The 22,474-nt window shown below is 40.5% G+C and carries 23 protein-coding genes; 11 read left to right on the forward strand and 12 right to left on the reverse strand.

The annotated features are described in order from the left end of the window. The first annotated feature begins 83 nt into the window (after positions 1-83). Positions 84-476, forward strand: a complete 393-nt coding sequence (locus NSQ72_RS04710; RefSeq protein ID WP_034282242.1) for a hypothetical protein — start codon at positions 84-86, stop codon at positions 474-476. On the opposite strand, the gene crcB (NSQ72_RS04715) is transcribed toward NSQ72_RS04710, so the two are convergent. From crcB (NSQ72_RS04715) to NSQ72_RS04725, 3 genes are read right to left on the reverse strand one after another with little or no spacing between them, the layout of a single operon-like run. Then, complete coding sequence (gene crcB, locus NSQ72_RS04715; protein ID WP_039177499.1) at positions 473-838, reverse strand: fluoride efflux transporter CrcB; 366 nt, start codon at positions 836-838, stop codon at positions 473-475. The genes NSQ72_RS04710 and crcB (NSQ72_RS04715) overlap by 4 nt on opposite strands. Further along, on the reverse strand, positions 839-1,234 hold the full coding sequence (crcB, locus tag NSQ72_RS04720) for a fluoride efflux transporter CrcB (RefSeq protein ID WP_341083391.1): 396 nt from the start codon (positions 1,232-1,234) through the stop codon (positions 839-841). A 5-nt stretch (positions 1,235-1,239) separates the two neighbouring features. Beyond that, positions 1,240-1,956: a glycerophosphodiester phosphodiesterase gene (locus NSQ72_RS04725; RefSeq protein WP_341083393.1), complete on the reverse strand. Its 717-nt coding sequence runs from the start codon at positions 1,954-1,956 to the stop codon at positions 1,240-1,242. A gap of 305 nt (positions 1,957-2,261) precedes the next feature. On the opposite strand from NSQ72_RS04725, the gene NSQ72_RS04730 reads away from it, so the two are divergent. From NSQ72_RS04730 to NSQ72_RS04740, 3 genes are all read left to right on the forward strand, one after another. Next, on the forward strand, positions 2,262-2,363 hold the full coding sequence (locus NSQ72_RS04730) for a YhdX family protein (RefSeq protein WP_017360338.1): 102 nt from the start codon (positions 2,262-2,264) through the stop codon (positions 2,361-2,363). Between the two features lie 164 nt (positions 2,364-2,527). Continuing rightward, positions 2,528-3,616, forward strand: a complete 1,089-nt coding sequence (locus tag NSQ72_RS04735; RefSeq protein WP_039177507.1) for a mechanosensitive ion channel family protein — start codon at positions 2,528-2,530, stop codon at positions 3,614-3,616. 29 nt (positions 3,617-3,645) lie between these two features. After that, positions 3,646-4,377 carry an NAD-dependent protein deacylase gene (locus tag NSQ72_RS04740; RefSeq protein ID WP_369880167.1) on the forward strand — a complete coding sequence of 244 codons (732 nt, stop codon included), beginning with the start codon at positions 3,646-3,648 and terminating at the stop codon, positions 4,375-4,377. 39 nt (positions 4,378-4,416) lie between these two features. Here NSQ72_RS04740 and NSQ72_RS04745 read toward each other — a convergent pair whose 3' ends face one another. Further along, positions 4,417-5,271: a polysaccharide deacetylase family protein gene (locus NSQ72_RS04745; protein WP_039177516.1), complete on the reverse strand. Its 855-nt coding sequence runs from the start codon at positions 5,269-5,271 to the stop codon at positions 4,417-4,419. A 296-nt stretch (positions 5,272-5,567) separates the two neighbouring features. On the opposite strand from NSQ72_RS04745, the gene dat reads away from it, so the two are divergent. Beyond that, the gene (gene dat, locus NSQ72_RS04750) at positions 5,568-6,425 is read left to right on the forward strand and encodes a D-amino-acid transaminase (RefSeq protein ID WP_341083398.1); all 858 of its coding nucleotides are present in this window, start codon (positions 5,568-5,570) and stop codon (positions 6,423-6,425) included. A 45-nt stretch (positions 6,426-6,470) separates the two neighbouring features. On the opposite strand, the gene NSQ72_RS04755 is transcribed toward dat, so the two are convergent. Beyond that, positions 6,471-6,977: a universal stress protein gene (locus NSQ72_RS04755; RefSeq protein ID WP_095408097.1), complete on the reverse strand. Its 507-nt coding sequence runs from the start codon at positions 6,975-6,977 to the stop codon at positions 6,471-6,473. A 556-nt stretch (positions 6,978-7,533) separates the two neighbouring features. Here NSQ72_RS04755 and NSQ72_RS04760 point away from each other — a divergent pair. Together NSQ72_RS04760 and NSQ72_RS04765 are read left to right on the forward strand one after the other, a co-directional pair. Beyond that, the gene (locus NSQ72_RS04760; RefSeq protein WP_341083400.1) at positions 7,534-9,291 is read left to right on the forward strand and encodes an ABC transporter ATP-binding protein; all 1,758 of its coding nucleotides are present in this window, start codon (positions 7,534-7,536) and stop codon (positions 9,289-9,291) included. Continuing rightward, positions 9,288-11,303 carry an ABC transporter ATP-binding protein gene (locus NSQ72_RS04765; RefSeq protein ID WP_058838785.1) on the forward strand — a complete coding sequence of 672 codons (2,016 nt, stop codon included), beginning with the start codon at positions 9,288-9,290 and terminating at the stop codon, positions 11,301-11,303. Before NSQ72_RS04760 ends, NSQ72_RS04765 begins: the two co-directional genes overlap by 4 nt. Positions 11,304-11,408: 105 nt before the next feature. On the opposite strand, the gene NSQ72_RS04770 is transcribed toward NSQ72_RS04765, so the two are convergent. The 7 genes from NSQ72_RS04770 to NSQ72_RS04800 form a co-directional block, all read right to left on the reverse strand. Beyond that, a complete protein-coding gene (locus NSQ72_RS04770; RefSeq protein WP_039177527.1) occupies positions 11,409-12,026 on the reverse strand; it encodes an NAD(P)-dependent oxidoreductase in 618 nt (205 codons plus the stop codon). Between the two features lie 285 nt (positions 12,027-12,311). Next, positions 12,312-12,515 (reverse strand): alpha/beta-type small acid-soluble spore protein, encoded by a 204-nt coding sequence (locus NSQ72_RS04775; RefSeq protein WP_039177528.1) that lies wholly within the window; start codon positions 12,513-12,515, stop codon positions 12,312-12,314. Between the two features lie 236 nt (positions 12,516-12,751). Further along, positions 12,752-13,858 carry an ABC transporter ATP-binding protein gene (locus tag NSQ72_RS04780; RefSeq protein ID WP_341083402.1) on the reverse strand — a complete coding sequence of 369 codons (1,107 nt, stop codon included), beginning with the start codon at positions 13,856-13,858 and terminating at the stop codon, positions 12,752-12,754. Positions 13,859-14,001: 143 nt separating this feature from the next. Next, positions 14,002-14,877, reverse strand: a complete 876-nt coding sequence (locus tag NSQ72_RS04785; RefSeq protein ID WP_341083406.1) for a helix-turn-helix domain-containing protein — start codon at positions 14,875-14,877, stop codon at positions 14,002-14,004. Positions 14,878-14,897: 20 nt separating this feature from the next. After that, positions 14,898-15,107 (reverse strand): YheE family protein, encoded by a 210-nt coding sequence (locus NSQ72_RS04790; RefSeq protein ID WP_003211787.1) that lies wholly within the window; start codon positions 15,105-15,107, stop codon positions 14,898-14,900. A gap of 153 nt (positions 15,108-15,260) precedes the next feature. Continuing rightward, positions 15,261-16,619, reverse strand: coding sequence for a YheC/YheD family endospore coat-associated protein (locus NSQ72_RS04795; protein WP_341083408.1), 1,359 nt, complete (start codon positions 16,617-16,619; stop codon positions 15,261-15,263). Next, positions 16,576-17,688 (reverse strand): YheC/YheD family protein, encoded by a 1,113-nt coding sequence (locus tag NSQ72_RS04800; RefSeq protein WP_341083409.1) that lies wholly within the window; start codon positions 17,686-17,688, stop codon positions 16,576-16,578. Before NSQ72_RS04800 ends, NSQ72_RS04795 begins: the two co-directional genes overlap by 44 nt. 215 nt (positions 17,689-17,903) lie before the next feature. On the opposite strand from NSQ72_RS04800, the gene NSQ72_RS04805 reads away from it, so the two are divergent. The 4 genes from NSQ72_RS04805 (at position 17,904) to NSQ72_RS04820 (ending at position 22,443) form a co-directional block, all read left to right on the forward strand. Beyond that, positions 17,904-19,037, forward strand: a complete 1,134-nt coding sequence (locus tag NSQ72_RS04805; protein WP_341083411.1) for a DUF445 domain-containing protein — start codon at positions 17,904-17,906, stop codon at positions 19,035-19,037. 121 nt (positions 19,038-19,158) lie between these two features. Beyond that, positions 19,159-19,515, forward strand: a complete 357-nt coding sequence (locus NSQ72_RS04810) for a YlbF family regulator (RefSeq protein ID WP_024425750.1) — start codon at positions 19,159-19,161, stop codon at positions 19,513-19,515. A 448-nt stretch (positions 19,516-19,963) separates the two neighbouring features. Continuing rightward, positions 19,964-20,830: a Cof-type HAD-IIB family hydrolase gene (locus NSQ72_RS04815; protein WP_039177545.1), complete on the forward strand. Its 867-nt coding sequence runs from the start codon at positions 19,964-19,966 to the stop codon at positions 20,828-20,830. 113 nt (positions 20,831-20,943) lie between these two features. Further along, positions 20,944-22,443 (forward strand): coproporphyrinogen III oxidase, encoded by a 1,500-nt coding sequence (locus NSQ72_RS04820; protein WP_341085013.1) that lies wholly within the window; start codon positions 20,944-20,946, stop codon positions 22,441-22,443. The last annotated feature ends 31 nt before the right edge of the window (positions 22,444-22,474 follow it).

A 22,474-nucleotide genomic window follows, 5' to 3' on the forward strand; every position in this document is an offset into this window, starting at 1 on the left:
GTTTTTTTAGGTATTTAGTCTCTTTTAAACGAATATATGTTCGGTATATAATAAGAACAAACGTTCGATAAAGGGGGATGGACATGCTTTGGTACGAAACAGCAAGTATCACGGAGAAAAAAACCTCAATGAAACGAATTGAGTTTCATTTAAAGAATTTCAAAAATTATCAAGCAGCGATCTTAAATATCGAAAGGCAGCTTGAAAAAAGAAGCCCGCATCATCTCGACCACATGACACGGAAAAAGTTAGAAGAGCAAAAAAGTCAGTATGAACTCATCGTTGCTTGTATTGAAACGGCATTAAAAGAGTTGGATGAAATAGAGCAGCAGCTCATCGATTATAAATATTTTCGAGATTGGCGGATGGCAAAATGTGCAATGGAAATCGGCTATAGTGAAAAAACACTCTTTTTGATGAAGCGCCAGCTCATGGATCAGTTGCTCATCAGCTTAGCCGCCATCACCAATATTTAAAAAAGATGCTGTCCTATTTGATAAAACGCAGCAAACAGACATAAAGACCCGATGATGGTGACCAATAAGTAGACAGCAAGCTGTCCAATTTGCCGCTCATGCAGCATGGACGCAGCCTCTACACTAAATGTAGAGAATGTTGTAAAACCACCGAAAAAACCAGTCCCAATGATCATAAGCAGCGGATCATTGTTAGTCACTGCACCTGTCAGTAAACCTAAACCGGCTGCGCCGAGTAAGTTGATGAGAATAATACTAAACGGAAAACGAGTATGAAACTTGGTTTTCTGAATTGATTGACTGAGGAAAAAACGAAGGGCACTGCCTATCCCGCCAGCAACAGCTGTATACAATACAATCATTTATCTGCTTCCTTTCGGCTGCTCATTTTGTTGAAAGAGGTACTGAGCGGTGATCAGTCCACATAAGGCAGCGCCCACTCCAGCAATCACTGAGAGTAGAATGTACATGACACTTGATGTGAACAGTCCATCCTGTAATAAGAGAACTGTTTCTTTAGAAAAAGTGGACATTGTCGTAAAACCACCACAAAATCCTGTTCCGATTAAAGCAGCAAGATATTTTTTTCCCTTCCGAAACATAAAATACCCTGTTGAAAAGCCAAGAAGCAGACTGCCTATAATGTTTTCAATCAGCGTTGCATAGGGGAATGTGTGGCTGACAACGGACTGGCTAAGTTCATATCTACAAAGGGTACCAACCAATCCGCCGATAAATACGGCGAGATATGCTTTCATTTATATCATTTCTCCTTTAGAAAAAATGGCGGGTGATCCGTCACCACTCCATCAATAGGGTATGTTTTGATCCTGTCGGCTGTTTTTTGGTCTTTCACTGTCCATATAAGGACATCCATTCCAACTGAGTGAATGCGATCAATCCACCATCTGTTAATCATCGTTTTCTTCATATTAAGGCAATCCGCAAAGGAGCTGTACTCCGCTAATTTCCTTTTCGTCAGTTTGAAGGCAGAGGGTTTTATAATAAAAGCCGTTCGAAGAGAAGGGGCGTAAGCTTTGACTCTTTGAAGGGCATTGGCATCAAAAGATTGAACCATGATGTGACGGGAATAGGCAAACCGGTTGATGATGTCGACAACTGCTTTTTCAATCCCAATCTGCCGTTTTGGATGCTTGATCTCAATCAGTATCCCGACACGCTGACTGTACCTTTGAAGGATTTCCTGTAAGGTGGGAATTCGTTCGTTGGCGTACTGAGAATCAAACCAGCTTCCTGCATCCAGTTTCTTCAGCCGATCAAGTGTATAACTTTTCACTAATCCGCTTCCGTTACTCGTTCGATCAACGGTATCATCATGGATGACGGCTACGTGCTGATCCATTGTCAGCTGGACGTCTAACTCAATATAATCCGCACCCTGCTGAACAGCTAAATCAAATGCGGCGATTGTATTTTCTGGGGCAGCGCTTGATGACCCTCTATGTGCGATAATATACACATGCTCCAGCTCCTGACATAAGTTCTGGTCTTATCATATCAAATTTTTGCTGTTTTTCCTTCTTTACTATATGGAACGAGGGAAAGCTATATGTAATGGAACATGGCTTGTGGTGAGAAAGCATCGTGTATAAAAGGTGAAAAGTTGCAGGAATATCCCAAGCTCTTATTGAGTAAATCTGAACTACATCATTTTTTCTTCGATCAATTTTGTCCAAATCGTCAGCGTTCGTCAAAATATTAGTGCTTTCGTCATGTTGACTGAAAATTCTGATGTTTTATAATGATGAAAAGGAGGCGAGATGATTGGGTAAAGGGAGAATTAGAGTGGAAGAACGTATTAAGGCCGAAACGGATGCTGAAATGTTTAAAGCGACTCTCCTTGATCAGGCTCAGAAGAAAAAGTAGTTTGCTGCCCGTCGATATGTCTCTAGCCAAAATTTCATATTTGAACATCATGCCTCGGGATTATTCCCGAGGCTTTTTATGTAGAGGTCAGACATTTAAGAGAGGACATGAACGAAGGTTATATTATAAACTAGAGAGGATTGTTTTAAAGGAGAGAGACAGACATGTTTACACAAAAATGGATGGATACATATTTTACAGTAGATATTGCGATCCAAATCGGTATTAGCCTTTGTATTTTATTGCTTTTTTTATTGCTTCGGAAAGTATTTACGAAGTATTTGTTTCAACTTCTGTTTAGGCTGACAAATCGGTCTAAGACGGAGGTCATTAACCAAATCGTTGTGGCATTTGAAAAACCAGCCAGGCTGTTTTTCGTGGCACTTGGTTTATATTTTGCGTTAAGACAGGCACCATACTTTGAGCATCATATGGATGTCATCATTAAATTGTATAGATCCTCCATTATATTGATGCTGACGTGGGGACTTTGTAATTTAACCGCAGCATCTTCCTTCTTATTTCAAAAGGTCAATTCGAAATTTGAATTAGAAATGGATGATATTTTAGCACCGTTTTTATCAAAGGTACTTCGTTTCATTATTATCGCACTAAGTATTAGTATCATTGCACAAGAATTTAATTATGATGTCAATGGACTTGTGGCAGGTCTTGGTTTAGGTGGTCTAGCCTTTGCGCTGGCTGCGCAGGATACAGTAGCTAACTTTTTTGGAGGGATTGTCATCATTACAGAGAAGCCTTTTACGATGGGCGACTTTGTGGAGACACCAAGTGTTCTTGGGACTGTTGAAGATATTACATTTCGAAGCACAAAGTTTCGAACACCTGCTGAAGCCGTTGTGACCGTTCCGAATTCTACGCTTTCTAAGGAGCCAATCACAAACTGGACGAGAATGAATAAACGTCAGATTACGTTTTCTGTTCGCGTTTCCTACAATACACCAAAGGAAAACATTGATCAGTGTATTAAGCGTCTCAAACAGATGCTTCACGAGCATGATGGTGTACATAAGGAGACGATTATGGTGAATCTCGATGTATTGGCAGACAGCTATTTGAACTTGTTTTTCAACTTCTACACAAACACGACAGCTTGGTCTGAAAACCTTGATATTAAGCAGGACATTAACTATCGCATCATAGATATTTTCCACGAAGAAGGTGTAGAATTTGCTTTCCCTGGACAGACCATTTATATGAAACAAAAAGGCGAGAAACAGCTGGGTGAATAAAGGAGGAATGGTACGTGGATCAAAAAAAGGTGGAAGCGCTAAGAGAGAGAATATCGCAGGCTTCACATATCACAGTACTCTCAGGTGCAGGTATGAGTACAGAATCGGGTATTCCTGATTTTAGATCAACGGGTGGATTGTGGACGGAAGATACTTCTCGCATGGAGGCGATGAGCCGGTCCTACTTTTTATCAAATCCTCATCAATTTTGGCCGAAATTTAAGGAATTGTTTCAGATGAAAATGAGCGGGGAATACGAGCCAAATAGCGGGCACATCTTTTTAGCCAGCCTTGAGCAACAAGGGAAGCATGTGGATATTTTTACCCAAAATATTGATGGTCTTCATAAAAAGGCGGGAAGCCAGCACGTATATGAACTCCATGGTTCCATTCAAACGGCTACTTGTCCATCCTGCCAGGCGGTATATGATTTGCCTTATTTGTTAAAAGAAGAGGTGCCTGTCTGTCAAAGGGTTTCCTCTGATGGCAGTACGTGTGGACGTGTGCTAAAAACAGATGTTGTTCTTTTTGGAGATATGGTCAAACATCTAGACCAAGTGGAGGCATCACTTCAGAAAACGGACATGCTCCTTGTCATGGGGACTTCCCTAGAAGTAGCGCCAGCAAGATATATTCCAGAAGACGCAGCCCATGATCCTTCCATCTTCATGGTGATGATGAATTTGAGTGAAACAGAATTCGATCCGCTTTTTGATCTTGTCTTTCATGAGCGAATTGGCGATCTCGTGAAAGCTTTATAAATCATTAAAAAACCCGCACCTAAAGGTGCGGGTTTTTCTTTATTGCTGCAGCGGCTTCATTGTTTCATCAAGAACTTCAAATGTATAGCCCTTTGCCTTTAGCTGCGTGATTAAGCTGCTTAAGTATTTTGCTGTTGCCGGCTGATCATGCATTAAGATGATTTTTGGTTCTTTTGGATATTTTGTTTCCAGCACTTGTAGCTGATTTAATACCTCTGGTACATATTTTGAGCTTTTATATTTCCAGTCCAGACTGTCAATGGTCCAGTCCCAGTAGACAAAGCCTTTTTGTTTTAAACGTGCTTTTTGCTGATCGGTTAAATTGGGGGTGCTGCCATAAGGTGTTCTTACAAGATGGGTATACTCACCTGTGACAGAAGCCAAAATGCGCTGATCTTCCTTCATCTCGTTAACAGGAGAATCACTTTTTTGATAAAAGCGTTTCACATCATGGGTAATACCATGAAGCCCTAATTGATGTCCTTCTTGATGGAGTCTTTTCACAGCTGCCGGGTGTTCTTTAATCTGCGGCCCGAGCATAAAGAATGTAGCCTTCACTTTTTGCGCTTTTAGCACATCTAACAGCTGATTTGAAGTCGCTGATGGACCATCATCAAAGGTTAAAAAGATTGTTTGATCCGTTACATGTTTATTAGAATCGATCTTAAAATGTGCATCTAATGTTTTCCTAGAAGCATCTTTTGCTTTCATACTAGTGCTTGTGTCCCTAAATTGACTGCTCGCAGACAATTTCGCCGGCTGATCTGCTGCCTGCATATTGGTTTTGGACATATCCCAAATAAAAAAGAGGATCAGTGTCAGAATGACAAAACCAATCGCCTTTGAGAGCAGCATTGTGTTTGAAGGTGTCTGTTTTTTTTTAACCCGTTGCATTACAATCGCTCCAATAAATCAAAAATTTGTGTCGAATCATGTAGTAGATTCTGTCTTTTTCCGCTGTTTTTTGTCATGTTTATATGGTGTCAGTATACAGGAAAAAAGAGCCTATGAATATAGAAGATGCTAAAAAATTGGAATCTTTTTGGTTATGAATCTATATTTGTTACAATAGAAAGTTATCCATTTCATATGATGTGAAATAATTCTGAATAATCATTGAAACGTACTCATTTATCCGCTAAGATAGCATCAGATTCAACCATTATTGCAAAGCGAAGGGGAGATTCCATATGAAAGTATTGTACAATGGAGATTTCATTGAAAAAAAAGATGCACATGTTGATATTGAGGACAGAGGCTATCAATTTGGTGACGGAGTCTATGAGGTCATCCGAGTATACAATGGTACTTTGTTTACGTTAAAGGAGCATACAGAGCGTCTGTTCAAGAGTGCAAAGGAAATTGGTATTCATCTGCAAGGTACAGTATCTGATATGGAAGAAAAGTTAAAACAGCTCGTCGCTCACAATCAATTAACAGATGGCGGTGTGTATATTCAAGTCACGCGGGGAGTCGCTCCTCGTAAGCATCAATATAGCGATTCTCTCACTCCTCAAATCACGGCATATACGTTCCAGGTGAAAAAGCCTGTTCAAGAGCAGACAGCTGGTGCAAAGGCCATATTATCTGAGGATCTTCGCTGGTTAAGATGTGATATCAAAAGCTTAAACCTTTTATATAACATCATGGAAAAGCAGAAAGCATCTGAAGCTGGTGCGTTTGAAGCAATCCTGATAAGAGATGGCTTTGTGACCGAGGGAACCTCCTCGAATGTATATGCCGTGATTGATGGCGTGATTCGCACTCACCCTGCAAACAATCTCATTTTAAACGGCATTACCCGTAGAAAGCTGCTGGAGGTATGTGAGGCAGAAGGATGTACTGTTGAAGAAAATCGAATAAGCAAAGAAGAACTGCTGCGCGCTCAGGAAATCTTCATCAGCTCGACGACGGCTGAAGTCATTCCGATTGTTGAAATAGATGGCGAGCTAGTAGGGAAAGGCGTTCCAGGCGAGCTGACAAAGCGCGTACAGGAAGGCTTCCAGCAAAAAATTAAACATGAAAATGAAGCATCGATCTCTTCATAAATAAAAAAGGCTGTAAACATTCGTTTACAGCCTTTTGTGATGCATTTATTTCACAATAAGCACAGGTATATCTGATTTTGCTGATAACTTTTCACTCACACTGCCAAATAGCATTTTTTTCAATCTGCTTTGGTCACGTGCTCCCATGACGATGAGGTCTGCTGATATTTCCTCAGCATATTCGATAATCGCTTCTGCCGGTTCTCCCTCCACAATTTCAATGGCAGCCTCAAACTGCTCCTCATTTAAAAGCATTCTTGCTTCTGCGACGACCTCTTCTGTATGGTCTTCAAAAATCAAGGGACTTTGCTGTTCATCATGAGGCACATACACAGGGGGTGTTTGAAGATCTGCCGTACCGCCGCCGATATAAGCTCCGCCAGTCATTGGGCGCGGTGCATCAAACACCTGTCTGCCTGTTTTGCCATCATGGGCATAGGCAACGGTCAGCTTGGCATGCAAGGTTTTGGCTAAAGCGATTGCCTTCTTTAATGCTTTCTTACTGTCTTCATGTCCATCAAACGCAACGACCATCCGATCAGCTTGAAACAATGTCCTCATTCCTTTCAAAAGGAGTCTTTACACTCATGGTATACCCGTTAATAGAAAAAGATACACATAAGGGAGATTGATTTTTGTTAGAAAATTTCATTTATTGAAAAATATTTATTGACAAAATGGTGACAGCCGCTATAAGATAAAAAAAGATTCAAGAGCCAAAAGGAGGAAATGTCATGTGCAACATTGGAAGAATGAAATCAAACTGCATGAATGGGTTGATTCACGTGACAATTACACCTTCATTGGTCATTGAAAAGGAACTCGTATGTTCCAATTGATCGGATGAATCAAGGCGTATGTTGCGTATTTGTCAACATGCGCCTTTTTACATGACGAAAAGAGGCGTACCAGCCAGCTGGTGGCCTCTTTTTTTGTTGTATTCATTTCGCATTCCGAAATAAAGGGATGGAAAACAACAAGTAAATGAAGAGGAGTGAAAGCATGTGAACATGCCAAAATCAAGACAAATGATAAAAGCCCAAAAAACGAAACAAGGTGACTTGCAGGAAAATTTAGAAAGCGGCTAGCTTGAAAAGGAGAGACAAACATGTTTTCAGTATTTGCGAAATTAGGCTGGTTCTTTAAACAAGAGTGGAGGCGTTATACAATCGCTATTACGCTTTTGCTCATTGTGAATGTGCTTGAAATGCTGCCGCCAAGATACCTTGGCCAGGCAGTGGATGACATTCGTTCTGGTCAATTTACAACATCCAGTATTTTGTTTTATGTGACCATTTTTTGCTTACTCGGTGTCGTCGTCTATACACTTACATATTTTTGGATGTATCAGTTATTTGGCGGCGCAAATGTCATGGAGCGTGTGATGCGCGGGAAACTGATGCGCCACTTGCTGAAGATGACACCGACCTTTTATGAAAGGAAAAAAACCGGTAACTTAATGGCATTAGGAACAAACGATTTAAATGCTGTAGCCTTAACGACAGGCTTTGGCGTTCTGACCTTGGTTGATTCCACTGCTTATATGCTGATGATCTTCTTTACGATGGGTCTGACAATTAGCTGGAAATTAACCTTAATGGCGATTATCCCTATGCCGCTGATGGCGCTCTTAATTGCGTTTTATGGCAGCAAAATCCATGAGCGCTTTACTGTCGCTCAGGATGCATTTGGTGATATGAACGATCGTGTTCTTGAATCAGTGGCAGGCGTTCGAGTCATTCGGTCTTTTGTGCAGGAGAAACAAGACGTCAAACGCTTTCGCGAAATGACAGATGATGTATTCCAAAAAAACATGCGAGTGGCGATCATTGATTCCTTGTTTGAACCGACAGTGAAATTACTTGTAGGAATCAGCTATTTAATCGGAATCGGCTACGGAGCCTATCTCGTATTTCAAAGTGATTTAACCATTGGGGAGCTTGTTGCATTTAACGTCTATCTTGGCATGATGATCTGGCCAATGTTTGCGATCGGCGAATTGATTAATATTATGCAAAGAGGAAATGCGTCGTTAGACCGGTTGAATCATACACTCAGCTACAAGCCGGACGTAACAGACGCTGCTCAGCCGAAAACGTTACAAGAGCCTGGAGATATTAAGTTTGATCACGTGACATTCAGGTATCCAACTTCACCTAAAGATAATCTCATTGATGTGTCCTTTACCGTTCGAAAAGGGCAGACGATTGGGATTACAGGCAAAACGGGAAGCGGCAAAACGACCATTGTCAAACAGCTTCTGCGCCAGTACCCGGCAGGTGATGGGCAAATCTTGCTATCAGGTGTTCCAATCCAAGACATTGAATTAGATCAGTTATTTCAATGGATCGGATACGTACCTCAGGATCATATTCTTTTCTCAAAAAGTGTCGAACATAATATGCGCTTTGGTCATCGGGACGCGAAACAAGATGAGTTAGCACAAGCAATCAAAGATGCTTACTTTGAAAAGGATCTACGCCTTCTGCCAGAGGGTTTGGAGACCATGGTTGGGGAAAAAGGAGTTGCGCTGTCAGGCGGACAAAAACAGCGAATATCCATTGCACGTGCTTTATTAATTGATCCAGACATTTTAATTCTGGATGATTCATTGTCTGCTGTAGATGCAAAAACAGAAACCGCTATCCTAGAAAATCTAAGACAAAACCGTCATGGCAAAACGACGTTTATTACGACTCATCGCCTATCAGCTGTTGAACATGCGGACCTCATTCTTGTCATGGAAGAAGGACGCATTGTCCAAAAGGGCACTCACAACGAGCTCATCCAGCAGGATGGGTGGTACAAAGAACAATTTTTGCGTCAGCAGCTGACAAATCAGCTGGAAGGAGGGGATGAGGCATGACAACAGGACGAAGACTCCTTGCCTACGCACTCCTATATAAGAAAGTACTGTCTGTTGCCTTAATCTTTCTAATGATTGCAGTTGGTGCTGAGCTGACAGGACCGTTTATTGGGAAGAAAATGATTGATGATCATATTTTAGGTGTAGAAAAACCTTATGTCGAGGTCAATGAAAAGACAGACAAAACCGTTTATTACCAGGGAAATAACTATATACGAAGCGATCGATTAAACAATGGAATGGAATCTGGAAAGCAAATTAATGTGGTGCAAGTCGGGTTCGGTTACTACTTTGTGAATGAGCCGATTCGTTTTGATGGAAACAGAAAGATATCGGGAGATCAGCTCACCATTGATAATGGGAACGAGCGTGAGACCTATGAGGTACAGCGCTTATCAAAAGAAGAGATTTTTGCTTTTTATCAGCCAGAAATCAGTGGTTTGGTGCAGCTTGTTCTATTTTATCTAGGGCTGCTCATCGTTGCGATTTTCTTTCAGTATGGGCAGCATTATTTGCTCCAGAGGATTGCAAATCGAATTATTCAAAAAATGAGGGTAGACGTATTTGAGCACATCCAAACGCTGCCGATCCGATATTTTGATAATTTACCGGCTGGAAAGGTTGTCGCGAGGATCACCAATGACACGGAAACCATTCGTGACCTATATGTCACAGTCCTTGCTAATTTTGTGACGAGTGCCATTTACATGATTGGGATTTACATTGCCATGTTTTTATTAAATGTGAAGCTGGCACTCATTTGTTTGGTCGCAGTACCAATTATATTCCTATGGTCGATGACTTACAGAAAGTTTGCATCCGTGTACAATCACCGAATTCGTTCGATCATCAGTGAAATCAATGCCAAGTTAAATGAAGCCATTCAAGGGATGACCATTATTCAAGCGTTTCGTCATGAGAAAGCGACGAAAGAGGAATTTGATGAGCTGAACAACAATCACTTTCGGTATCAGCGAAAGATGCTGCATTTAAATTCACTTCTTTCACATAACTTGGTTAACCTGCTGCGAAATTTAGCATATGTGGCGCTCATTTGGTATTTTGGCGGTGCGTCATTAAGTGCGACAGGCATTGTGTCCATTGGTGTGCTCTATGCGTTTGTCGATTATTTAAATCGATTGTTTCAGCCGATCACAGGTATTGTGAATCAATTCTCTAGGTTGGAATTAGCAAGAGTTTCATCGGAAAGGGTGTTCCGATTATTAGATGAACCCGGTACAGAGGTGGAAGAACCTGTTCAGAAGAAGCTGGAGGGACACGTTCAGTTCAAAGATGTCACCTTTGCTTATAATGAAGGGAAAAATGTCTTAAAGAACATTACGTTTGAAGCTAAGAAAGGTCAAACGGTTGCACTTGTGGGGCATACTGGTTCTGGGAAAAGCTCGATCATGAACTTGCTGCTGCGTTTTTATGACATTCAGCAAGGAGACATTCTCATAGATGGCGAAAGCATTTATGATCAGTCGCGTCAAACGCTGCGTAAACAAATGGGCATTGTGCTGCAAGATCCGTATTTATTTTCGGGAACGATTGCCTCCAATGTCAGCTTAGGAAATGAAGACATCAAAAGAGAAACCATTGAATCCTCATTAAAGCAAGTAGGCGCAGCAGAGTTATTGAAGCATCTGCCGCAAGGCTTTGATGAACCAGTCGTTGAAAAGGGAAGCACCCTTTCCTCAGGGGAACGTCAGTTGATTTCATTTGCGCGCGCATTAGCATACGATCCAGCGATTTTAATTTTAGATGAAGCCACCGCCAACATTGATACAGAAACAGAAGCGATCATTCAGCGGGCGCTTGATGTAGTCAAAGAAGGACGAACGACTTTTGTGATTGCTCACCGATTATCCACGATTAAGAAAGCCGATATGATCTTGGTGTTAGAAAAAGGTGAAATCGTCGAGCGTGGCAGTCATGAACAACTCATGCAGCAAGAAGGGCTGTATGCGCAAATGTATGAACTGCAAAAAGGCGCTGTTGCAAACAGTTGATGAATAGTAGAAAAAAGAGCCTCTTCAAATTGAATGAGGCTCTTTTCCTTTGCATGAAAAAGTCGACGACTTTTACAGGTTATATCGTTTGGACAGGCTGCAACATCAATAAGCGATGCCGACGCGTTGATGCACAAATTCCTTCGAATTTAACTGCTGATATAAAAAGTGTGCGGTATCTTCAACTGAAATTTTCTTTCCATCTATAGGGAGAAAATCTTTCTCATAGCGATATGACCGTGTCACTTCTCCATCTGGTAAATAGGTTGGACAAATAATGGTCCAATCTAGATCAGTTGATTGAAGGATTTCAAACGCTTTCGCATGCTCTTTAGCTGCTCGGGAAGTAGTCCGCTTTGATTCATTTGTTTCAAAACGGTAAAGCTCCGGCTGCTGCCTTGCTTTTAAAATACCTGCTGTACCAATTGTAATAATTCTAGATGTATTTGTTTGCTTCATGGCTTGTACGATATGCTCCATTGAAACAGATAATGTATCATCACCATCTGTTGATAGACAGCTCACAACAATATCTGCTCCTTTCATTGTCTCAAGCACATCTTCTCGATTTCTTGAATTGCCGGTGACTTGAAACATACCCGCAAGCATTTCTTCTCGGTTTGTCCGAATCAATGAACGAACCATGTAACGATCATCTACTTGAACGAAACGAAGAAATGCTTGTCCTACACGTCCATGAGCACCGAAAAGAGCTATTTTCATCTGTTCGATCCCTCCACTACATACTATAAGTGAAAAGAACCCAAAATGGTACAACTTTTATGTGATGCTTTTTTTATAAAGGTGAAAGGACCGAATACTATGACCATATTCACATAATAGAGAGATCCCTACAAATTGTAAAAGTTCAAAATTCATACCAGAAATAATGTCCATGAAGATCCGCTCCTTTCTACTACATGATATGAGCTGAAAGGAGTTTGGTGAGGGATAAAAACAAAAAAAGAAGACACCATAAGAGGTGCCTTCTATGATCCAGATATGAAATTAAGCTTTTGTTCCGCCAAGGTTTTGTTGAGCGTAAGACACAAGACGTTTTGTGATTTCTCCACCAACTGAACCGTTAGCACGAGCTGTAGTTTCTGCTCCAAGGTTTACACCAAATTCAGAAGCAATTTCGTATTTCATTTGATCGATTGCTTGCTCTGCTCCAGGAACTAGTAATTGGTTTGAACTATTAGAATTTGCCATGATGTGATTCTCCTTTTTGTATATGATTTATTTTTTTGGTTGGGTTTGCTGGAATCGCACCAGCGAAATGATCAAGTCATTTGCCACTTGGCGAAACCCAATGCAGTAACTGCTTTGTACTAAGTATTATGGTTATTTCCGAAAAAAACATACGAGAAAAGAACATGGTAAATGTTGTGTGAACATACAAAAAACCATCATCCAATAATGAGTGATGGCGCTGCTTATATATCTTTTTATTCAGCTGAGCGGATGCGCAGCTCTGTATCTGAATCAAAGAAATGGGCTTTGTTCATATTAATCGCAAGAGGGATAGACTGTCCGGCCTGTACATCGGTACGAGAATCAACACGTGCAATAAACGATTGATCATCGATAGAAGAGTAAAGCATCGTTTCTGCTCCCATTAATTCAGCTACTTCTACGTTAGCTTTAATTTTTGTGCCTTCAGACGCCTCTATAAATACTGGTTCATCGTGAAAATCTTCTGGTCTGATGCCTAGTATGACATCTTTTCCAATATAGCCTTGGCTGCGTAATACTTTCATTTTCCCCTCTGGTACACGAATACGCGTTTTTCCAACCGCGATGGCGCCGTCAGAGAGCTTTCCTGTAAAAAAGTTCATCGCTGGTGAGCCAATAAATCCACCTACAAATACATTCTCTGGGTTTTCATATACATCTTTCGGTGCTCCAACCTGCTGAATAAAACCATCTTTCATCACAACAAGGCGGGTTGCCATTGTCATGGCTTCAGTCTGATCGTGTGTCACATAAATAAATGTCGTTTGCAGACGCTGATGAAGTTTAGAAATTTCAGCACGCATCTGAACACGGAGTTTTGCATCTAAATTAGAAAGCGGCTCATCCAAAAGGAAAACCTTTGCATCACGTACAATCGCTCTGCCAAGGGCAACACGCTGTCTTTGACCGCCAGATAGTGCTTTTGGTTTTCTGTCTAAATATTGCTCAAGCCCCAATATTTTAGCGGCATTTCGAACCCGCTCATCAATCTCTGCTTTCGGAAACTTCCGAAGCTTTAACCCAAATGCCATATTATCGTACACATTCATATGAGGGTATAATGCATAGTTTTGGAAAACCATTGCGATATCCCGGTCTTTCGGTGCTACGTCATTCATCCGTTTTCCATCTAACAGAAAGTCTCCTTGTGAAATTTCTTCTAGACCTGCAATCATGCGAAGGGTTGTTGATTTTCCGCAGCCTGATGGACCAACAAACACAATAAATTCTTTATCTTCTATATGTAGATTAAAGTTGTCTACTGCTGTTACCTTGTTATCGTACACTTTATAAATTTGATTCAGCATTATTTCAGCCATTTGATGTCAGCCTCCCCAGTCTCTCTTTTTTGAAAGCGCTTTATTGTTGAATAAAGTGTATAAAATGGGGAAGAGTCTGTAAATGGACAACGTGCACAACATCCTATTTTCATTTTTGGGCAGGATGCTCATACCTTCGTTTTTTATGAAAGATCGAGTAGAGTCATCATTAAATAAGCAGCCGATGCTTCTGAAAAATGTCGTATATCTAGCCCAGTGCGCTCAATAAATTTATCAATTCGATATTGAAGACTGTTTCTGTGAACATATAATGCTTTTGCTGCTTTGGATGCGTTTAAATTACATTGCATATAGGTCATGAGAGTGCGGTAAACATCTCGGTCAACAATCGCTTCTTTAAAAGCATCTGATATAGCATGAGAGAGGACAGATGCATCATAACAAATGAACGATGGTAGGCATTGATAAAATGTGGCAACCCCTGATCTAAGCTTTTCTCGCTGCATGTGGCATACAAAGAGCTGTTGTTCATTTAATAATCTCATCTGTAAATGGTCATTTGGCAAATGTAGCTGCCCTTGTATAAAGACTGAGTCTGTTAAAAAATCACTTGTAATGGCCAGAGACAAATCATTTAATTGATCTAATTGACTATTTTCTGATGTAGCGTTTGGTTGAATCAGCATAGCTGTTTCAGGGCCTGTCCATATGAAATGAGCATGTTCGAGGCTGTTATTCACAGCCTCTTTTATTTGCTGTCTTTGTTCCTCTTGATGGATCATTTGAAAATAATAAACACGGACGGGATGTTGGACAGTTAGTGGTTTGTTTTCAAAAAGGTAGCTGAACCATTTTTGTTCACCCTCGGTCTGCGCTTTTTGAAATAGATCAATCGGTGTAAGAAAAGAGTTGAGAAGAAGTGTTTCTCTTGCTGTAAGCGCCGATTTGTCTACTCCAAATATTTCGCCTTCGTCTGTTTGATACCAAAGAATTTGTTTGTCATGAGTAGGTGTGCTGATGATATGGTCTCCGTAAACAAGTTTTAATTTTTCTAACATGGCGGGGCTCCTTAAACAGTTTAATCATAGACATGGAATAGCATTAATTCGTGGATTTCTTCTTTTAAGGTTGGTTCAACTTCATGGGGCGGAAGCTGAGAACCCCATTCGATGTCACCTGTTTTGTGGTAGATGCCTTCATAATGCGCACCATTGTGGAAAAAGGATATTTTCCAGCCTGGCAATTGTGCTTTTTTAAAAAGAGGTTTCCATTGAAAATGAGAAATCATATCATCATTGCCTCCTTGCTTTTTATTGATGAAACAATAAACAAACACGACAACACGGAAACAACCTTGAACTTGATTTTATTGTATCTCATCTCATGAAAAGAGCATAGAAAAAGCATAAATTTAAGGGCACGACATGTGGCAAAAATGTAGTCAGTAGACGTTCGCGTGATTTGAAGTGGTGAGTGCCGTTTCTGAAAGGTAAGATGCGTAACCCATAATTCTTTTCCCAATCAGCCATTCTGATTTTTTCAAAGAGCCATGCTGGAAAATCTCTCGGCCAGGGCGAGAATTGGCCTCAAACATCCAAATGGCGCCTGTTTGATCAATGCCTAAGTCAAAACCGATTTCACCAATATGCCCGGTCATTTTTTTATCTATTACTTGGCTAAGCGTGATGGCAGTATGAGAAAGCTGCTGTAAAATCTGCAAACGTTTCGTTTCTTCTGGAAAGACAGCATAAAGTGTTTTCACCGTTCCGCCGTGTAACTGGTGAGTTGTGATGGTGTGATCTCCAGAAATTTTTGCTGCTGCTGCTGTGACTGTCCAATCACCGTCTTTATTTTTATTCGTATGAACTCTGAAATCCATCGGCTGATTGTCTATTTGAAGAAGCTCAATGCCTTGTTGTGCAATAAAATCATGAATTGCATGATCTTTTCGCAGCCTTTGAACAAACTGATCTATTGAATCATATGGAATAGACCTTCCAAAATTTGTGCATACAGTGATTCCGTGATTTTCCTTTTTTAACTGATAAATACCGTCTCCATGACTTCCGTTCGTCGGTTTTAAGTATATAACTTGATGCAGGTGGAGAAGTGTTTCAATTTTACTTAGAGCGTCCATGGGATCTAATTGTACAGAATGTGGGAGAAAGGACCATGTTTTTTCATCTGTTAATAGCTGTTCATGAATCTCCCATTTATTAAAAAAGTAAGGATTGAACCAAGGGATATCATAGTCTTGGGTGAGTTTTCGCTTCGTTTCTTGAATGAGTGCTGACTGAGCAGCTTTTCTATTTGGAAGCCGGTCATAAATGACTGACGGCAGGGGAAGCTGTTTTTTAACCCATGAACCTTGCTGGTACAACAATCCTTCTACAATTCCTTTTTCCCAATCAATAGAATGTGACCCAAAAAGATAGGCAAAACCAGCATGCTGTCTGAAAGAATGCAGCAGTTTGATAAAAAGTTGTGTTCTTGTTCCTAATGGCTGCGTGCTTTGCTCAAAACCTGCAGTGAAAATGCCCATCAACGGCCCTATAAAAAGTGTATGGTCAATGATGATCACATCAGCTTTTGATTGGTAAGGAATCAGTAAATCTCTGTATAGATCTTCAGATAATAATATTTTCTTTGGATGCTGATGATAGAAAATGTTGAAGTCATCGACTAAACGAGACCCTAGGGCAAGAGAATGGATGGCCTCTTTCTGTTTATAATGGTCGGGAAGATGAATTGTTTTTTCACTTGTGAGGTGTGGGGCGATGATGCAGCGATTTTTGTTCATAAGAAACCTCCTTCGGTTGAGACATCATCGATTGCGCATGTTCAAGAATGGTACGAATCAACTGATGTTCCTTTTCAGGGTAAGCTTTTAAAAAAGCGGATCGTCCTGGCTTTGATCTGACATTAGATATGAACAGCCTGCCTTCACTTGTATGAAGCAAGTCTACTGCGAATTCAAAGCAAGGAGAGTAGGTTTTATCTATATAAGCTGGAATTGATGCCTGAATGGACGCAAGATCGTCTAAAAGGAGCTCCTTGATTTGTGGCTGCAATGTATGTAGATAGTGTTCAAAGCCTATCACAGGATCTGATTTTTGTGTAAAACTTAAAAGACTATTTTCTGCAGGTGATTTTGTGTGAATCCCCATGCGTTTCCATTGATTTTGTGAATCTTTCATAAGAAAAATCCTGATTTCATTGAATAAAGGTTCTTTTTGATCACTTGTGTTGAAAAATTGAAGGAAATACCGGCCTGCATATTTTTGGCACCAGCGCTCCATCTCTGACGCGCGAGAAAATGTAATGGTTTGATTGGAACTTAGCTGAACGGTGAATGTTGATTTGCCATCAAAGGAAATGAAGTAAGTAGATGCTGCGTGCTGCTGGGAGAGAGGCTGCATTCTATAATAACCGCCAGCCCCGCACTCCCTTACCATATTGATCAGGTCTGAGGGCTCTTTTAATAAAGAGCATCCAGGTAAATATGGCTGTAAAGCAGAGAGGAGACGGAGCTGCTCAAATAGCACCATTTTATTTGAAATGCCGGTATTCAAAAAATTTGTTTTTGGATACTTTTTTAGCCATTCCATGATGGGTTTTGCTTTTTTAGATTGTGCGTCATGCCGGTAAAGACATCGATCGTAAATCAAGTCGGGAATCGGAAACTGTGCGTCGGCAAACCCTTGGTCATTCATATATGTTTGACCTTGTATCAAATTTGAAGCCGGCTTTAAATCAAGTGGTGTAAAACGAACAACCTTTAAACGATAAGAAGAGGCAGCTTTGGCGAGCTGACGTGTAAATGCCTCTTCATACTGCGGAGAAAGGGTTACAATACCTAATGTTTTCATTAAAAAACACCTTCTTTTCAACTTCTTTTTTTACCATTCACAAAAACGTTTTTTTATGATTTTACATAAAGCTTGCGCTCCTTTATCATTACGACAGATCGCTTGATCATATGTCTCGCTGCATACTTCATTTGCTTGGGAACTTGACAACAACTATAATACGTATAGATCAAAACAATAAACATCGGGTGTTGTTTGAAAGGTAGATGACGACTTTGAATATATTCACAACGTTTATCTTTATGATTGTTATCGGCGCAGTCATAGGAGCAGCGACAAACCATCTTGCAATTAAAATGCTTTTTCGGCCTTATAAACCATATTACTTATTCGGAAAACAGCTTCCATTTACACCGGGGCTTATCCCTAAAAGAAGAGACGAAGTAGCCAAGCAGGTTGGTGTCATGGTTATGGAGCATTTGCTCACGCCAGAAGGTATTCAAAAGCGATTTGAATCATCCGAGGCAAAGCAGGAGATCCTGCGTACAGTCCATCGATATATTGACAAAGGCGCAAATATGGAGATAACCGTATTCTCCCTGCTAGAAAGGTTCGGCGTTATAGAGGCTGATGTCAAAGCAGATAAATGGCTCCATCAGTGGTCTGATCAGAAGCTCAAATCACTGCTTGAAACATATAACCAGCAAACTTTATCTGAATTGCTCCCTGTAGAAGTGGAAAACAAAATATCATCGAAAATTCCAGATGCAGCAGATTATATTTTAAAGAGAGGCATTCATTATTTTGAAAGTAATGAAGGCAAAGCAAGGCTCGGCAATATGATTGATGATTTCTTAAAAGAACGGGGAATGCTTGGCAGTATGGTCCAAATGTTTCTAGGGAATACAAGCTTAATTGATCGTGTACATCCCGAAATCATCAAGTTTTTAAGAAACGCAGAAACAAAAAGATTTTTATCCGATTTGCTTGTTCAAGAATGGGACAAGGTGAAGCAATTTTCTCTTCATGAGCTTGATGAAAAATGGAATGTGAAGGAACTTATTTTTAGTGTGAAAAACCAATTGCTTTCTCATTTCTCTACAAAGCTGATATTAGACAAACCCGTCGGGATATATGTCAGTGCTGTCGCGGATGATCTTAAAACACACTTTGCGCCAGTGTTGATTGATAAGGGGATCGGAGCGGCTTCAAATGCTTTAGAGGGTCTGCTTGCAAAGCTGCAATTTGAAGATATCATTCGTGAACAAATTGAACTTTTCCCGCTTGAAAAAATGGAAGAGCTTGTAGTCAGCATCTCCAATAAGGAGCTGAAGATGATTACATTTCTAGGTGGTCTTTTAGGCGGGATGATTGGTGCTATCCAGGCTGTTTTTGTGGCGCTATTCTAAGACAAGCTAGAGAAATTTTAATGAATTCATTGTATATATGTGAAACGAAAGCCATAGTTTGTTATAGTGGAGTGGTGTCCGCCGATCATATCGGTGATAACGGATAGAAAGGAGACATAACATGTCTGTAAATCTTTACGATGTTGCATATGACCTTGAAAAAGCATTGCGTCATAGCGAAGAATATTCAACTTTAAGAAATCTTTATGATGAGGTAAACGCGGATGAGTCCTCTAAAAGAATGTTTGAGAACTTCCGTGACATTCAAGTAAACCTTCAACAAAAACAAATGACTGGTCAAGAGATCACACAAGAAGAAGTGGAGCAAGCTCAGAAAACAGTTGCGCTTGTTCAGCAGCACGACAAAATCTCTCAGTTGATGGAAGCAGAACAACGTGTGAGTGTTCTTATCGGTGAATTAAATAAAATTATCATGAAGCCACTTGAAGAGCTTTATGGGAATCCAGAAGAAAACTAATGGAAAGGGCGATGTCATTCGCCCTTTTTTGTTTTAACTTTTCTCCTCAATATCTTTTAAAAAAAGGTTGTCGAAGCACATAAATTCTGCGATAATACTTATATTGAAAGTGCTTTCAAAAAGGCGCTCTCAAGGGACAATTGGGTGCGTTTCACTTGGGATTTAAGGCAGTGAGCCAAACGAGAGAGAAGCGCTTCTGGGAGAAACGCAAAGCATAAGGGGATCTGATATAAGCAATGCTTTGGTGTGTGAAAGATAAGGGGATCATGGGGAGCTTCATCACTCCATTGTAACGCATCCAAACCATACATAAAAAAAAGCCTAGGGGTAGGCTTTTTTTATTTATCAATCATTCATAACCTGTGGCTCTTTCAACTGCATGTTCTAAAGCACCAAGCTAGGGCATATCCTCATCGTAAGTACAGTCATCAAGAAGGGGGATGCCTCAGTGTCAAAAAAACTACTTGCACTCAATATAGATGGGACGTTACTTCGTTCCAATGGTAAAATCCATTCCGCTACAAAAGAAGCTGTGGAATATGTAAAGAAAAAAGGGGTTTACGTGACGATTGTCACCAACCGGCATTTTCGTTCCGCTCAAAAAATTGCCAAGGCGTTGAAGATTCCAACATCAACCCTTGTGACGCATAGTGGTGCATTTATCGCGGATAAACTCGATGAGCCGCTTCATGTGAAAAAATTAACGGAAGAAAAGACATTTAATCTTGTGCAAATCCTTGAAAGCTTTGATTGTAATGTTCGCTTGCTGCATGAAAAATTCTCGATCGGCAACCGGAAAAAAACGCAGTCTCAGCTGATGGGAAAGACGCTCATTCATCCGTCTGATCCAATTTTCTATCCCGTTCAATTTGTTGAATCGTTAAGTGATATGCTGATGGATGAACCGGTCAGTACACCAGTGATTGAAGTATATTCGACAGCGGAGCTTCAGCCTGAGATTCACAGGACCATTCAACAAGCATTCCCATCTGTTGATCTTATTAGGATCAGTGATGAGAAAATGAATATTGTCTGCAAAGGGGTTTCGAAAGAAGCGGGACTTTCTCTCTTAACTTCTGCACTCGGTTTTACTTTAGAAGATACGGTCGTTATTGGACATGGAACAGATGATATTCCAATGCTTGAATTGGCTGGTTTAGGCGTTGCTATGGGAAATGCCCCCAATGATGTCAAGCGCAAAGCCGATTGGGTGACCCGCTCGCACGATGAACAGGGTGTGGCTTATATGATCAAGGAATACTTTAGAATGCAGCAAAGAGAAGGATTTTTACATCAATTTGATATTAAAAGATAATACAGTGAAGGCCCTGTCAATCAAGAAATGGCAGGGCCTTCGTCTGTTCCCTTCATTGCTTTTCCTACATGAATTTTGTAAAATGAAACAAGTTTGAAGATAAAGGTGATATGATGCGAATTTTAATTAAAGGGCTGTCAGATGAACGATTTCATCGCCCGCTTGTCAATATAGCCAATTTATTTGAAGAAGATAGTGAAGTGATATTTGAAACAAGTGAATTTGATGATGGTTTGGTCATTGAATTTAGTTGTAAGGAAGAAAATGGCATGGTGGAAGCGTCTGGCCATATCGATGGGTCAGATATCACCAGTCGTTTTTCACGGGATCTCCCAAAGAACTTGAACGATAAGGAGCGCTGGAAGCAAATCAAAAACACAGTGCTGTCTGTTTATTTACACTTGCTTCAGGAGCACACGGGAATGACACAAAAGTGGGGGATTCTCACAGGAATACGTCCTACGAAATTGCTTCATAAGATGCTGAGAGAGGGCATGTCAAAGGAAGATGCACATGCGGCATTAAAGCGTGATTACTTGATTCATGATGAAAAAATCAATTTGATGCAGGAGATTGTCGACCGTCAGCTTAAAGCCATTCCAGATCTGTATGACCTTCAGCAGGAAGTGAGTATTTATATTGGCATTCCTTTCTGTCCCACAAAATGTGCTTATTGTACGTTCCCTGCTTACGCCATTAAAGGACAAGCTGGTAGAGTGGGAACGTTTTTGTTTGGTCTGCATTATGAAATGCAAAAAATGGGCGAATGGCTAAAAGAACATGGGATCAAAGTGACGACCGTTTACTTTGGCGGAGGCACGCCAACGAGCATCACAGCCGAAGAAATGGATTTGCTGTATGAAGAAATGTATCGCTCGTTCCCTGATGTGAAGCATATACGGGAAGTAACTGTCGAAGCAGGGCGTCCTGATACGATTTCTCCTGATAAGCTAGAGGTGCTAAACCGCTACAATATTGACCGAATTAGCATTAACCCGCAATCGTATGAGAATGAAACACTAAAAGCTATTGGCCGGCATCATAGTGTGGAAGAAACGATTGAAAAGTATCACTTATCAAGACAGTACGGCATGAATAATATCAATATGGACTTAATCATTGGATTGCCGGGAGAAGGGCTCAAAGAATTCCAGCACTCCTTGCAGCAGACTGAGGAACTCAAGCCTGAATCTTTAACTGTGCATACACTTTCCTTTAAAAGAGCATCTGAAATGACGCGCAATAAGGAGAAATACCAAGTAGCAGACCGAGAAGAAATCACACGTATGATGGATGAAGCGGTCACTTGGACGAAAGCGCATCATTATTACCCATATTATTTATATAGACAAAAAAATATTTTGGGAAATCTCGAAAATGTCGGGTATTCATTAGATGGACAGGAAAGCTTGTATAATATCATTATCATGGAAGAAGTACAGACAATCATTGGCATTGGGTGCGGTGCAGCAAGTAAATTCATTGATCCACGGTCAGGGAAAATTACACAGTATGCCAATCCAAAAGATCCAAAATCGTATAATGACCGCTATGAACACTATACAGAAGAGAAAATTCAATTCCTTGAATCATTATTTGTTTCTCACGTTTAAACACTGCGATGACGCAGTGTTTTTTTCATTT

The organism is Bacillus sp. FSL R5-0659, from assembly GCF_038008785.1.
In the GTDB taxonomy this organism is placed as follows: Bacteria; Bacillota; Bacilli; order Bacillales; family Bacillaceae; genus Bacillus; species Bacillus safensis.